Raw genomic sequence first — 12973 nt, 5'->3', positions numbered from 1 at the left:
AAGGATCGGTTGTATCTAGGGAAGAATTCTTTGTCACCTGAATTTCGAAATCGATTTTCGAAAAAAGGATTTCGGTTCAACGTTTGGCTTGTCTTCTCGCGCGGAGATACGCCGCGTCGATGTCGCCGAGCGGTTTTTCCAATTCTTCCAAGGCCGGGTCTTGCCAATACGTGTCGTAGAGATTTTCTCCGGAATAGGTATGGAAATGATTGTCGAAATGGATTCTCGCGAACTCGTCCTTACGGGAGAACATGGCCCGATTGATTTCGCTTAATATTCCGAAAAAATCCTCGCTTTCCGGATCGGGCGGAAAATCGGAAAGATATTCCATGGAAAGAAGAATGACGTACTTACGGGATTGTTTGAGCAACTTTAAGGATTCGTAAAGCAGTTCCAATTTGATCGGTTGAAGATACGGTCTTGAATTGTCCGCGATCACTTTTTTTTGTTCGGCGGAAGCCAATTCCCGATAGCCCATCTCGAGATGTTTTTTCGGTCTTGCGTCCGTTCCTCGAATTGCTTTGTAGCCGAGGGAATTCAATTCTCCTCGAATGGTTTTTTTGCTCGCTTCGATCAAACTGGAATAAAGAATCACGAGCAGATCCTGAGTGCGTTTGAGTTCGGAATAGGATTTTTCGAGATCGAACTGAAAATACAGCTGATTGGTTTCCACGTGATGTTGGATGATTCTTTTATAAAGAGCCTTGTCCACTTCGGAACCTATGTTCGAAATCGAACTGTTCAAGGCCTTGATGAGAAACTCGTTCGTCTTTAATCCTCTTTCGACTCGAACGAGGTGCGTGGCGCCGTTGCTCGCATAATCCGCAAAAACGGAGAATGGAATCGTTAAAACAAAAAGGATTACGGTTCCGAACACGGCTCTCATACTTTATTTTCGGGAAATCCAAGTTCGGAATTCAATCGGATCGGAAATAATAGAAAGTTCCCTTTTTTTGAAATTATGTCCGCAAGTCATCTTACAAATTGAAGAGAGTCCTTCGCGGCGGATTTCTGAAAGGTCGTTTGCGGTGTTCTTGGAATTATAATCGGAATTCTTTTTAACGCGAATTTGCGACCGCCTCCGATATAAAAACAGAATTTTAATATATTCTAAAAATTGAATGTTTTAGTAAGAATTGTTCCTGAAATCCGGAATGCATTTGCAAATTCGGGCGTTCTTTTTGTAGTTTAAAAAGACGAACTGCGAGGAACGATGAAAAATACGGATCGCCGAAATTCTTTTACGAAAGAATTTTTCGGATTCATTCTTATATCGATGTGGATCACGGCCTGTTCCACGACCGAAAACGTTTATCTTCTTTCTTACGGAAATCTGAAAGGAAAGAAAATTCCGGAAGATATCCGAACGTTGAGAGGGGAAATTTCGGAAGGGAAGGATTGCGGAATCTCCTTCAGTCTTGCCAAGGCGTTTGAAAACGCTTTGATTCAAACGGAACGGAAATACGATACGATCTTAAACGCGGAAGTGACCCATACGACCGGAATGTTTCCTCCTTTGAATTGTATCAAGATCAAAGGATTCGCCTGGAACAGCGATCAAATCAAAACCGAGGAGGAAAAATGAAATCAAAACCGCTCATTATACTTTTTTTGTGCGTGTGGACGTTGATCGGCTGTTCTTCTCCGCCGAAAAAAATTTCGTATCTATCTTTGGAGAAGCCGAAGGACAAAATCGATACGACGATCTCCAAGCCGACGAACTTTTGGAAAATCAGATTCGGAATTTTTTATCTTAAACCCGTCGGGCTCCATTCTTATCTAAAACAAGCGGAGGCGGAAAGTGGAAGTCCGATTTTAAGAAACGCGGACGTTCGGATGAGAGCGCCTTTTTGTTTGATTCCTTTGTTTCCGATCTTGTGTTTTGGAGGAGAAGCGGTCGTTGTGGAAGGAAACGAGGTTCCGTAAGCGGTTTTGCTTTTGGTTTGGATATGCCGAGACCAGAATTGGTATATTAAAGTTCCATTGTGTTTCATTTTCTGCAGAAAATCGAAAAAATTTTTTCTCGGTTTTTCGTTTTTATTTCAAATTTTTCAGTTTTAGTTTGCTTTCGAACTCCGTTCGGATATGATCCAAAAAATGAATAGGGTCCATTCGCTTGTAATTTTCATCTCGGTTTGGTTTGTTCTAGTTTGTGTACCAAAAACAGATTCAAGCGACTCGGATAGTCTTGTTGTGCTTGCGAATACGATTCAACGCCAAGCTTTTTGTGACACTCCGGGAGCGATTCGAATCGGTGGAAATCTCGAATGTTTTCATCCGGTGGGAACTAAGATGATCCTGAATGGTAATAGCGGGGTCCCCGTTTCCAATTCTACGATCACCGCAGGTACACCTTTAAAATGTGTCTCCGAAGACGAAGGCCCAGGATCTTGGTATGATTACGATCCAAACAAGGTCGAACTTAAACAAGCTTTGTCGGCTGTGACTTCGGATTTTCTCAGTTATTTTCCGATTCGTTTGATAAACTATCCTGCCGGAAGATCTTATGCGTGTGTACCTGAAGCGTCATATAGTTTTCGAGGGTTTCAAAAGATCGATTCGATTCCATGAATATTGTATATTCTAAAATTAAAATATGATTTCTACCGGGAGGAGATATGGAATTTAAAAGCGGAATCGTCTGTGTAATATTTTGTTTGTTGATGATGGATTGCGAAAATATTCCTCTTCAAAATCCGTATTCTCAACCTCCGAAACCGGACCTTGATCTTAAAGACAGCTTAATTTTTCTCGTGTTGGGCTCTGCTTCCAATTCTCGCACCACTACACCGTTTCGTTGCACCGGCAACGGAGAATTGCAATCCTCGTTTGCGACCTGTTATGTTCCCGGGACCGGAAATCAAATTTTTGACGTGAACGCCAATGCCTTGATCAATACAACTACCGTAAGCGTAGGGACCGATCTACGCTGTAAATGCTCGGATCGCGAGATTGTCGATGGATTCTCTTGGTATGTCTACAGCGACACAACGGCCGCGTCAGGAAGAATGCTCGGGGCTGTCGCTAGTTCGTATTTGACGAAGACGTATCCGGAGACATTGACGGGTTATCCAGCCGGAATTAAGTTTGTATGTATGCCGAGTTTTTGTAGAAGCGCGAATGCTACCTATCAAATCATCGAATCGGTTCCATAGACTCAGCTCAGTTTTTTATCTTTTTCGAAAAACTTTTTATGAATGAGTTCTTGGATTTCGTTCTTGTGTTCGTCCGCGATGTTTACGAAGATGCTGTTCATTTTTTTTCCGGAGGAACGAATGATTTCCGCTTCGAGGGTCAGTTCCTTTCCGTTGATTCTCGCGTGAAGATGAATACGGTCCCCTTCGAACATCGTCATTCTTGAATCCAACGCAACGCCGCCAGTTCCTATGTCGAGAATGGTGACTGGATGTCTTTCCTGTTTTCCTTTGATCGACATCTCCGCGTCCAAAGTCACTTTCACCCGAGCATTTTTTCTTTTTTGAAGAGCGGGATCTCTGTACTCAAATGAATCGTTGAATAAGGACTTCGTGTCAGCCATAAGTTATACTATTCGAATACCGAAAATTCCGTCAAAGTCAAATTGAAAACCTTCGGATCCGGAGATTCACAAGGTTGTCCTTCCTGGTATGTGAGAGTCAACTCATTCTCTTGGAGAACGATCTCCGTTTTGGAAACCGTATGTGCGTCCCTTCTGTGCATACAAGGCGAGAGTGCGCCTTTTTCGGGAAGATGAGAGGTTAGAAAATTTTTGGACAAGGCCAGAAATTCCTTCGAGTCCGGAAGAATTTTCGGAAGATACTCCGCTTGAAAGACCTGTTCTCTGGAAACCTGAGCCTTCGGACCTTGCGTAAACGAGCTTCCGAGAATTTGAAACGTATCTGCGTAGGAAGTTGTGGAGAGTTCTTTTCCGTCCCAGACGAAGATGTCCGTTTTGTCCAAGGTGATTTTTACGAGTTTGAACGGATAAAAATTCTCCAGATCCTTGGCTTCCAGTTCTTGCGGTTTGACTTCGCTTAACAAACAGGAACGTACGAGAAGCCCTCTGCTCGTGGGATTTCTTAAAAGTTTCAGAGTGGCCTCGTAGAAATTCAAAAGGCAAAAAATTTCACCGGAAGAATTGGCGCCGATCCAGGTTCCGCCGTAATCGCCGTCTAACGGGGCAATTGCGAACGTAGGTCCGTTTCCGATTTTCACCGGGGAAACCGCCGGTTTTCTTTTAACGGATTCGTCCCGATTGAATCCCAAACCTACGATCTTTCTGCTCGGGTCTCTGTAGATGATTGCGGTGCACATAACGTATCAAGGAGAAAGATAAAAATCGATTCTTTGATTTTTATCCGCCTCGTATTTACCCGAACCCGGAACCAGAGGGAGTGTTTCTCCGTAACCTCGGAAACGCATTCTTCCGAAGGGGGCAGTCTTGGAAAAAAAATATTCGAACGCGGTTCTGGCCCTGTCTTCGGTTCCGACCTGATTGACTTCCTCGTCCCCTTGGTGGGACGAATGAGATTGTAATTCGATCTTATATCCGGGGAATTCGTTTAACACGGAGCGGATCTTTCCGGGAAGACTCCACCATCTCGCTTCGACCTGCGATTCGGGAATGGAAATTCTCAAAGAGTTGTCCTCCTCCACAATTAGGATTCCGGTTTTGAATTCGGCTCCTTTTCCGTTAGACTCTCTTCCGAACGTATCGGCGTATTTCCATTCAAAGTAAAATTCGCTCAAGGAACCCACTCGAACGCCGGACTCGTCCAAACCCTCCCAAAGAATTTCCGGACAAGGTTGGCCTTCGCCCGACCACGTTTTGATTTTTCGTTTGATCGAAGTGTAAGGAGGAATTTCGTATAACGTTACTTCCCAGGATTGGAGCGGAATTCCGCTATGATCCAGGTAGATTTTTAATAGATCGTTTTTGCCGTCGTTGTCCGGAGAAAATTCCTTTGTGGAAACTGACAAATCGAGACCGAAGGATTCTTTCGTGATTTCGAACGAGGAAGGAACGGACTGATATCGTTCGTATCGACTATGCACCGTTAGGCGATAGAAGTAGATTCCTTCGGAAACGAAATCTCCGGTTTGATTTCTCAAATCCCATTTCCATTCCGCGTTCGGTTCTCCCGTATCCCGCAAACGATAGACGCTTTTTTCTTCCGCGCCTTTTTTCTGAAAGATTTCGATTTCGTAAGAATCGGTTTTGATCTTAGGGGAAATATACGGAGAAAACCGCGCAAAGTTTCGCAGGCTTCCCGCCGAATAAGAATAAAGTTTAGAATCAGAAAAAAGATCCACTCCGATCGTTTCGTTGCGAACGGTAAGATCGTTTAATACGGAGATCGATTCGTTTTTTCCCTTATCGATTCCGATCAAACGATAGGTGTAAAGTCCATTAGACAAAGGTTTATTAGAAAAATCTGTTCCATCCCAACTCAAAACGTAAGGAACGTCCTTGAGTTTCCAGGAATAGGACTTAACGATTCTTCCTTCTGCGTCCACGAATTCTCCGGTAAATAGATCCGAAGATTCTCCCGAAACCTTTTGGGAAACGTTGATCCTCGAAGAGTTTCTATCTCCGTTCGAGAACAGAACTCTTGTCTTTGCGCCGATTTCGGAACTCGGAGGTCTTGAATCCAAGAAGACGCTCTTCTCCTCGGACAAAAGATTCTCCTTATTCTCGGTGACGAACCTCAGTCTGTATTTGTATTCTCCGTCGGGAAGTAAGAATCCCTTGGAATCGTCTCCGGACCAGAGGATCGATTCGGGGATTACGATTTCCAAAGGAGATAATTTCGTATCGTCCTGTAAAAACGGGACGAGAGAGAATCCCTTTTTGCGTCTATGATCGGCTCGGAAAGTTTTTACGATATCGTCGTTCGAGTTTTTAATCACGAGTTCCCAATCCGCGAGACGGGGAAGCGCGGTTTTGGAAATCTTAAATTCGAGCACGTCGTTTTTTCCGTCCCAGTTCGGAGAAAAAGTATCCGTGTTCGTTTTTAAAAATGAATCCGCGAAGAGAGGAACGGACAGAAAGATAAGAAGAAAAAAGGACGTACTTGTTAAACGAATTCCGCTCCGCATACAGTACATTCTTATTTGGTACGTTTTTTTTCCCATATTTTTTTAAATGCGGGAGAACCCTTGTCGATCAGGATTCTTTCGGAGGATAGTTGCGGTTTCTCGTACTTCCCATGTGAAGCGAGTTTTTAACGGGAGAATCCTTGTATTCCTTTAAAGCGAAGTAGACCGAGGTAAAGGCCAATTCTTCCCAAGGAATTTCGTTTATAGCAAAGAGTTTTACTTCTTCCGATTCGGAGCTTACGGAGAATTTTCCGTCCACGAGATCGGCCAAAAAGAACATATAAATCTGACTGATATGAGGAATGCTGTAGACGCTCTGAAGTCCGACGATCTTGATTTCCGCGTTCGCTTCTTCGAGGGTTTCGCGGGCCGCGCCTTCTTCCACGGTTTCCCTGTTTTCCAAAAATCCCGCGGGTAAGGTCCAATATCCTTTTCTCGGTTCGATCGCACGTTTACAAAGAAGAATGCGTTCTTCCCATACGGGAATACTTCCCACGACCACCTTCGGGTTTTGATAGTGGATCGTTCCGCAGTTGTCGCAGATATGTCTGGAACGATTGTCTCCTTCCGGTATTTTATATGTGACGGACGATCCGCAGGAACTACAGAATTTCATACTTTTCTAATACGATTCCAGGTTAAGGTCGCTTCAATCAAAAGCCAAACGGTGAGGACGATCAAGGTTCCGCCCACTCCCGCAAGAAGAAGATTCGGAGAAGGTCCGGTTAAAAAATCGAAAAAGTTTCGAATCATCGCCCAAAGAGTCACGGATAAAACGAACAACATCGGTATAAAGGACACTTTGATTCTTTTCTTGGATTTTAAAAGAAAAACGGTGACGACCAAAAGCGCAAGCCCCGCTAAAAGCTGGTTCGTCGTTCCGAAAAGTTTCCAAAGCGCGAGTCCGGCCGGTTTTTTCTTTCCGTCCTGTTCGATTTCCATAAACGCAAAGAATCCGATCGCCGCGCACGCGATGAGACTGGAAACGTAACGATTGCCAACTAACGTTTGAATCCAGGAGATTCGGGTCGATTCCGCGATCTCTTCGATGTTGTAACGAAGAAGTCTTGTCGCGGAATCCAGAGAAGTCAACGCAAAGCTGATTACGATCAATGCGATAAAACCTTGTCCGAAGGACTCCGGGATTCCGATCTGAGATAAGAATCTTCCCGTTCCGTAGATATAAGCCCCGACCTGCGGAGCCAATCCTTGTATGCCCGACCAGGAACGATAGAATCCGCTCCATTCTTCCGAAGAAGCGAATCCGATCGTACACGCGATGACCGCCGATAAACCTAACAGCGATTCGCCGATCATTCCTCCGTAACCGATCGGTCTCGCGTCCACTTCCTTATCCAATTGTTTCGCAGTGGTTCCCGAGCTGACTAACGCGTGAAATCCGGAAACCGCGCCGCAAGCGATCGTGATGAACACGAACGGAACGAGATCGAGTCCGATCGATTCGGTTCGGATCGCTTCCGCGTTGAAGGACGGAAAACTCTGAAGAACTGCGCCCGCAAAAAATCCTACGTAGATCAGAATGATTCCCAGATACAAAAGAAAGGAATTGATATAATCCCGGCTTTGTAACAACAACCAGATCGGAGTCACCGAAGCCAAAAACGCGTAAAAAAGAAGGATATATTTCCAAGTGCCCGTGGACGGAGAAGTTTCAATGTGACTCAGTCCGGTCCAAGTCAGAACGTTTTCCTGCATTCCCAAGACCATCGAAGCGAGGGTCGCAAGAACGCTGAATACCGTAAGCGGAGTAAGGTTCATTCCTTTTTTGTAATGTAGATAACCCATCATCACCGCGAGAATCATGATCGCCGCCGAAGGGATCACCGCTTCCGGGAAATGACTTCTCAATTTGATGGAAGGTTTTTCCGAGGTTCTGATTTCGCTCGGATGATCATGAACGTCCTTGTCCGACGTTTTCGAAGTCGGCGTCGCGGTCGAAGGAATCTTCTTTTCTTCTACCGGCGCGTTTGTTGTGGTTGCGGTCGGCGTTACGTGCGCCTTCGGGTCCGCGGAAAACATTTCCGCAAGAACAAGAACGAACACTCCCATTGCTAATGCGACCAGAAAGAATATGATCGCGTGAAACAAACTTCTCGCGCGATGACCCAACAGATCCTCCGCGACTTGTCCGATACTTTTTCCCTGATTGCGGACGGAAACTACGAGCGCTCCGAAGTCGTGCACACAACCCATGAAGATGCTTCCGAATACGACCCAGACCATCGCGGGAAGCCAGCCCCAGATGACCGCGACCGCAGGTCCTAAAACCGGAGCAAGTCCCGCAATGGACGCGTAATGATGACCAAATAAAACGATAGGTTTTGTGGGAAGGTAATCCACTCCGTCGTTCAGCTTGTGGGCCGGAGTATCTTCCTGATTGTCCTTCAGTTCGAAGATGGATTTGGAGATATAACCCGAGTAGAATTTATAACCGAGAAAATAAACCAGAAAACAAGCAAGAACGGCGATTAAAGGAAGCATAATAAGGATGGATGGGCTTAGGAAACGATCCGAGCAAACCTTTTTTCTACGCTCGGGAAGATTTCCGATTCGAATCCGGAAGTCTAATCGGAAAAAGAATTGATGAACGGATTTGCAAGGGTTGAAAATCTGGAAGTAGAAGAGTATGCAGACTCGAAGTTTTGATCAGATTCGGTCCTCTTTAGAGGATATTATTTTCGAGATCCAATCCGTATGTACGAACTGCGAGTGGTATATCCCCGTGGAAAAGATCATATCCGCGTTGAACATTCGTAAGGAAGATTACTATAGAATTTTTTACGATCTGAGAAACGACGTTCATTTTTCCTCCAGAGCCGCCGCCGGTTTTAACGAAACACACGCGGATTCCCTCGTTCAACTTCTGTCCAAAATTCTGAAGATAGAAGGAATCGGCGACGAATTTGCAAAAAACGGAATATACTTCGACGATAACCATCTCGCCGAACTTCAGATCGGTTTGAAGGAAACGATCCAAACGCGATTGGAAAGACACGAACTCGACCGAGAACTTCTTCTGCTTTTATCCTCCGCGACCTTGGACTTCGACGACGCGTTCGATTCTTACTTCGACGATAAATTCAACTTCGAAAGAATCGTAGAAAACGGAATTTCGGATTTTATCGAGTTGAAGTCGATTCAAAACGATTACGGAGCCGACGTATTTCTAAAAAATCATATATTCTCGATTTTGAATACGAAAGTCTTTCATCTCCGGGAAATCACTAGAGAATACAGAGACCGCGCTTACTACGAATTGTTCGGAACCTTCCGCAAAAAACCGAAAAAGAAAAAACCGGTTTCCGTATTTCAGGAGATGGATCCGGAAACACAAAGACATTTGGACGTTCTCGGATTCGACGCGCCTTGCACCTTGGAAGAATTGAAAAAACGTTTCAAGGAATTGATCAAAAAATATCATCCCGACGTCAACAAGGACGGACTCGAGATGACTCAAAGAATCATAGCCTCGTATAACTTTTTGATCATGAGGATGAGTTAATTTGTTTTTCTGGGTTACGAGAGGAGTTTCGGAAACGTATATTCCTCCGGTTCAACCCGAAATCATACGTCCTCTGCATTCGATCACACCTTCTTCCTCCGTAAAAAAAATCGAATCGGAACAGGATCTTGAAACGAAAAACCGGGCCAAAAAAACCGGACAAGGAATCGACTCTGAATATAAAAACGTTTCTTCCTTAAATCGGATCCGATCCAATCAGGGAGAATCCATCTCTTCACTTACGGCCAAAGACTTGATGACTTCTTCCGTGGTTTGTTTCGAAGAGAACGATTCCATCGATCGAGCGGAAGAGATTTTCGTCCGTAAAAGATTCAGACATGTTCCGGTTCTCGATACGAACGACGCGTTATGCGGCATTCTTTCCGATCGGGATTGGATGCGATGGAAACTCGATCATCTTTCCGAAAACGAACTCGGCAAAACGATCGGACAAATCATGAAAGAAAGAGTTCTTTCGGTGCAGATTCACGCGGGCATCGGAGAAATTTCCAAGGTTCTTTTCGAGGAAAGAATCGGATGTCTTCCCGTCGTAAACGAAACGTTTCAAGTGATCGGAATTCTCACCCGAAGCGACGTTTTAAGGGCGATTCTCAGAGTGAACGAAAGGGAATTTCTCGCTTGAGAAGAATCGCGATCGGATTCAACTGGAGCGAAAACTTCGAGTGAGGCAACCTTTGAAAACTTCGATTCAGATTCGTCCCGCGGAACCAAAAGACGTGGAAGCGATCGTTCCCTTGATCTATTCTTCCGGTCCCGCGGCTTGGGATTTCGTTTTCACACAAAGCGGTAAAACCCCTTTCGATTTTTTAAGGACTTCGTTTATCAAAAAAGGGAACACGATCTCTTATACCAATCATTTCGTAGCGGAGTCGAACGGCGAAGTCGTCGGAGCGATCATGAGTTATAGACAACCTTCTTTTCTCTTATTGAACGGAGGCACCGCGCTTCGAATCGTTTCCGTGTATGGATTTTCCGCGCCCAAGGTGATGGGAAGAGGATTGACCACCGAAGGAATGATCAAACCTCCGAGACCGGGAAGATTGTATCTCGGACATATCGCGGTTTCCGAAAAACACAGAGGAAAAGGAATCGGCAAAGAATTGATCCGCTTTATGGCCAAAAAATTTCCGGAACTCAAAACACTTTCTTTGGACGTTTCGCAAAAGAACGAAGCCGCGATTGCGCTCTACAAAGGACTCGGGTTTCAAACGATCGAATCCAGAAAATTCAACGGACCGCCCGGAAAAATTCCGGATCATTATTATATGGAAATGGAAGCGGCTTCTTTACGTTGACGATGTTGGAAAAAACTCCTTCACAAAGCGCGGCGGAAACCAGGCATATCGTAATGCCCGATCACGCCAATCACTACGGAACCTTGTTCGGCGGAACGTTGATGAGTTGGATCGATATGATCGCCGTGATGGTCGCACAAAGACATTGCGGAAAGGAAGCTGTGACCGCAAGCGTGGATCGATTGAATTTTATTGCGCCGATCTCGGTGGGAGATCATGTCCTATTAAAAGCGAGCGTGAATTATACCGGAAAAACCTCTTTGGAGATTGGCGTTCAAGTTTCCAAAGAAAATCCGTACGAGGGAACGACCGTCAGAGCGACGACCGCCTATTTGACGTTTGTCGCTTTGGACGAAAACAAGGTTCCTTCTCCGGTTCCGCAGATCAAACCGGAAAGCGAAGCGGAAATTCGGCGCTATAAAAACGCGCTTCTTCGTCAGGAATCCAACCGCGAACTTTTACGTAAGATCCGGGAATCGAAATGAAACCCGCTTTTGCTAAACCGAACTCGGCTCTCGCAGGTTTGATTTCCTGCTATTGGGGTTGGGAAGTCTCCTCGAAACAAGCGAAGGAATTCGGAGAATTGCCGAACGTATTTCCCTCAGTGGAAAACGAGATTCATATTTCCTACGGAGATCCGATTCGAATCGGATTGTTAAGCGAACAAGGGGAAGAATGGATTTCCTCACAAGGACATATCGTAGGAAATCATCTTCGTCCGTTTCGAATCCAAACGACGGGTAACGTGGGTTTTTTTAACGTTCGTCTTTTGCCGGGAGCCTTTTACGAATTGTTCGGAGTTTCCGCGGACGAGGCCGATTCTCCCGTAACCGATTTGGAACTGATCGGAAACCGCCTCGAATATTACGATTTTATCGATCGAATCCGGGACGCGGGAAGTTTTACGGAACGTGCGGCCGTCGCGGATCAATACTTTAGTAAATTATTGAATTCTAAAATACAAAATTCTCCGCTTGTAAACGAGGCCCTCGTCGAAATCACGCGTTCCAAGGGGAGAATCCGGATTTCCGAACTCGCGAAAAACCTGGGCGTGGTCAAAAAAACTCTGGAACGAAAATTTCTGGAACGGATCGGTCGTAATCCGAAAGAATTCTCCCGTTTGGTCCGATTTCAAAACGCCGCCTGGATGCGGTTGGGAAAACGAAATCTTTCCGAACTTTCCCTGGACGCGGGATTTTACGATCAACCGCATTTGACCCGCGAATTCTCGTCTCTTTCTGGATATTCTCCCTTGACTTGGTACGGAAAAAGAGACTCCATTTTGTCCCTTTTTTACAATACAAGACCCGATTCTTTCTAGTACAATCGAATCGAAACCGTAACGGGAAATTCGAAGGACGTGGAGAATAAGAATGGTCGAAGATAAAAAAATCAATTCGGTGGATAAGAAACGAGAAAAGAATTCCGCTCCGAATGAAACATTCGAAAAAAAACGAAGCGCTTCGTTCTGGAAACGTTTTCTTTTTTTCGGAGCGATTCGAAACGGAAATGTTAAACGAATTGAATCTTTTTTGCGGAACGGGTTCGATCCGAACTACAACCGTTATCACGGAGTGACTCCGTTGTCGCTCGCCGTAAAATACGAACGTTTGGAAGTCGTTCGCGTTCTTTTACAATATCACACAAACGTGAATCTCGCGGACGATACGACCGGCTTGACTCCTTTGATTCATTGTCTTTTGGACGATTCTCCCTTGGAATTGACGACCGCTTTGATCGAGGGCGGCGCGGATCTCAATCAAAAGGATTCGATCGGAATGAGTCCCTTACATCACTGCGTCAACGAAGGAAAGCTGGAACCGTTTCGTTTTCTTTTGGAGAACGGAGCCGATCCGAACGTTCAGGATTTCGACGGAGTCACTTGTATGAATCTCGCGAAGTCTTCGCACGGAATGTCCGAGTTCGCGGAGCTTCTTTTAAAACACGGAGCCGATCCGATGATCCAGGACAAACACGGAAAAATCTATCTCATGTGATCGGATTCCAAAACCGAATTCAATTGACAGTTCGCGGAGGAACGAAAGCCTGAAAGGAG

15 protein-coding genes are annotated in these 12973 nt (G+C 45.2%); 9 read left to right on the top strand and 6 right to left on the bottom strand.

The window, feature by feature from the left end; all coding sequences use genetic code 11:
- Positions 1–76 precede the first annotated feature (76 nt).
- A complete protein-coding gene (locus LEP1GSC052_RS14480) occupies positions 77–886 on the bottom strand; it encodes an adhesin OmpL37 family surface protein (RefSeq protein WP_020985977.1) in 810 nt (269 codons plus the stop codon).
- A 390-nt stretch (positions 887–1276) separates the two neighbouring features.
- Between LEP1GSC052_RS14480 and LEP1GSC052_RS14475 the strand changes: the two genes are divergently transcribed.
- The 3 genes from LEP1GSC052_RS14475 (at position 1277) to LEP1GSC052_RS14460 (ending at position 3155) form a co-directional block, all read left to right on the top strand.
- Positions 1277–1585 (top strand): hypothetical protein, encoded by a 309-nt coding sequence (locus tag LEP1GSC052_RS14475; RefSeq protein ID WP_040913605.1) that lies wholly within the window; start codon positions 1277–1279, stop codon positions 1583–1585.
- On the top strand, positions 1582–1926 hold the full coding sequence (locus LEP1GSC052_RS14470) for an LIC10260 family lipoprotein (RefSeq protein ID WP_040913050.1): 345 nt from the start codon (positions 1582–1584) through the stop codon (positions 1924–1926). Before LEP1GSC052_RS14475 ends, LEP1GSC052_RS14470 begins: the two co-directional genes overlap by 4 nt.
- A gap of 692 nt (positions 1927–2618) precedes the next feature.
- Positions 2619–3155, top strand: a complete 537-nt coding sequence (locus LEP1GSC052_RS14460) for a hypothetical protein (protein WP_010573542.1) — start codon at positions 2619–2621, stop codon at positions 3153–3155.
- Positions 3156–3157: 2 nt separating this feature from the next.
- Here LEP1GSC052_RS14460 and LEP1GSC052_RS14455 read toward each other — a convergent pair whose 3' ends face one another.
- The 5 genes from LEP1GSC052_RS14455 to LEP1GSC052_RS14435 form a co-directional block, all read right to left on the bottom strand.
- Positions 3158–3538 carry a PilZ domain-containing protein gene (locus LEP1GSC052_RS14455; RefSeq protein WP_010573543.1) on the bottom strand — a complete coding sequence of 127 codons (381 nt, stop codon included), beginning with the start codon at positions 3536–3538 and terminating at the stop codon, positions 3158–3160.
- A gap of 8 nt (positions 3539–3546) precedes the next feature.
- Positions 3547–4293: an NRDE family protein gene (locus LEP1GSC052_RS14450; RefSeq protein ID WP_020986742.1), complete on the bottom strand. Its 747-nt coding sequence runs from the start codon at positions 4291–4293 to the stop codon at positions 3547–3549.
- A 6-nt stretch (positions 4294–4299) separates the two neighbouring features.
- Positions 4300–6078 carry a fibronectin-binding adhesin Lsa66 gene (lsa66, locus tag LEP1GSC052_RS14445; protein WP_020985957.1) on the bottom strand — a complete coding sequence of 593 codons (1779 nt, stop codon included), beginning with the start codon at positions 6076–6078 and terminating at the stop codon, positions 4300–4302.
- A 67-nt stretch (positions 6079–6145) separates the two neighbouring features.
- A complete protein-coding gene (locus tag LEP1GSC052_RS14440; protein ID WP_010573546.1) occupies positions 6146–6694 on the bottom strand; it encodes an NUDIX hydrolase in 549 nt (182 codons plus the stop codon).
- Complete coding sequence (locus LEP1GSC052_RS14435; RefSeq protein ID WP_010573547.1) at positions 6691–8580, bottom strand: carbon starvation CstA family protein; 1890 nt, start codon at positions 8578–8580, stop codon at positions 6691–6693. The genes LEP1GSC052_RS14440 and LEP1GSC052_RS14435 overlap by 4 nt, the downstream gene beginning before the upstream one ends.
- A gap of 145 nt (positions 8581–8725) precedes the next feature.
- Between LEP1GSC052_RS14435 and LEP1GSC052_RS14430 the strand changes: the two genes are divergently transcribed.
- From LEP1GSC052_RS14430 to LEP1GSC052_RS14405, 6 genes are read left to right on the top strand one after another with little or no spacing between them, the layout of a single operon-like run.
- A complete protein-coding gene (locus LEP1GSC052_RS14430; protein ID WP_010573548.1) occupies positions 8726–9601 on the top strand; it encodes a J domain-containing protein in 876 nt (291 codons plus the stop codon).
- A gap of 1 nt (position 9602) precedes the next feature.
- Positions 9603–10244: a CBS domain-containing protein gene (locus LEP1GSC052_RS14425; RefSeq protein WP_020986249.1), complete on the top strand. Its 642-nt coding sequence runs from the start codon at positions 9603–9605 to the stop codon at positions 10242–10244.
- A 40-nt stretch (positions 10245–10284) separates the two neighbouring features.
- On the top strand, positions 10285–10917 hold the full coding sequence (locus LEP1GSC052_RS14420; RefSeq protein ID WP_010573549.1) for a GNAT family N-acetyltransferase: 633 nt from the start codon (positions 10285–10287) through the stop codon (positions 10915–10917).
- Between the two features lie 2 nt (positions 10918–10919).
- Positions 10920–11402: an acyl-CoA thioesterase gene (locus LEP1GSC052_RS14415; RefSeq protein WP_020985837.1), complete on the top strand. Its 483-nt coding sequence runs from the start codon at positions 10920–10922 to the stop codon at positions 11400–11402.
- The gene (locus LEP1GSC052_RS14410; protein ID WP_010573551.1) at positions 11399–12238 is read left to right on the top strand and encodes a helix-turn-helix domain-containing protein; all 840 of its coding nucleotides are present in this window, start codon (positions 11399–11401) and stop codon (positions 12236–12238) included. The genes LEP1GSC052_RS14415 and LEP1GSC052_RS14410 overlap by 4 nt, the downstream gene beginning before the upstream one ends.
- Positions 12239–12290: 52 nt before the next feature.
- Positions 12291–12914: an ankyrin repeat domain-containing protein gene (locus LEP1GSC052_RS14405; RefSeq protein ID WP_020986154.1), complete on the top strand. Its 624-nt coding sequence runs from the start codon at positions 12291–12293 to the stop codon at positions 12912–12914.
- Positions 12915–12973 lie beyond the last annotated feature (59 nt).

The organism is Leptospira kmetyi serovar Malaysia str. Bejo-Iso9 (assembly GCF_000243735.2).
Lineage (GTDB): Bacteria > Spirochaetota > Leptospiria > Leptospirales > Leptospiraceae > Leptospira > Leptospira kmetyi.
Note: the sequence above shows the minus strand (reverse complement) of the source record. Positions and strands in the feature narration are given on the sequence as shown.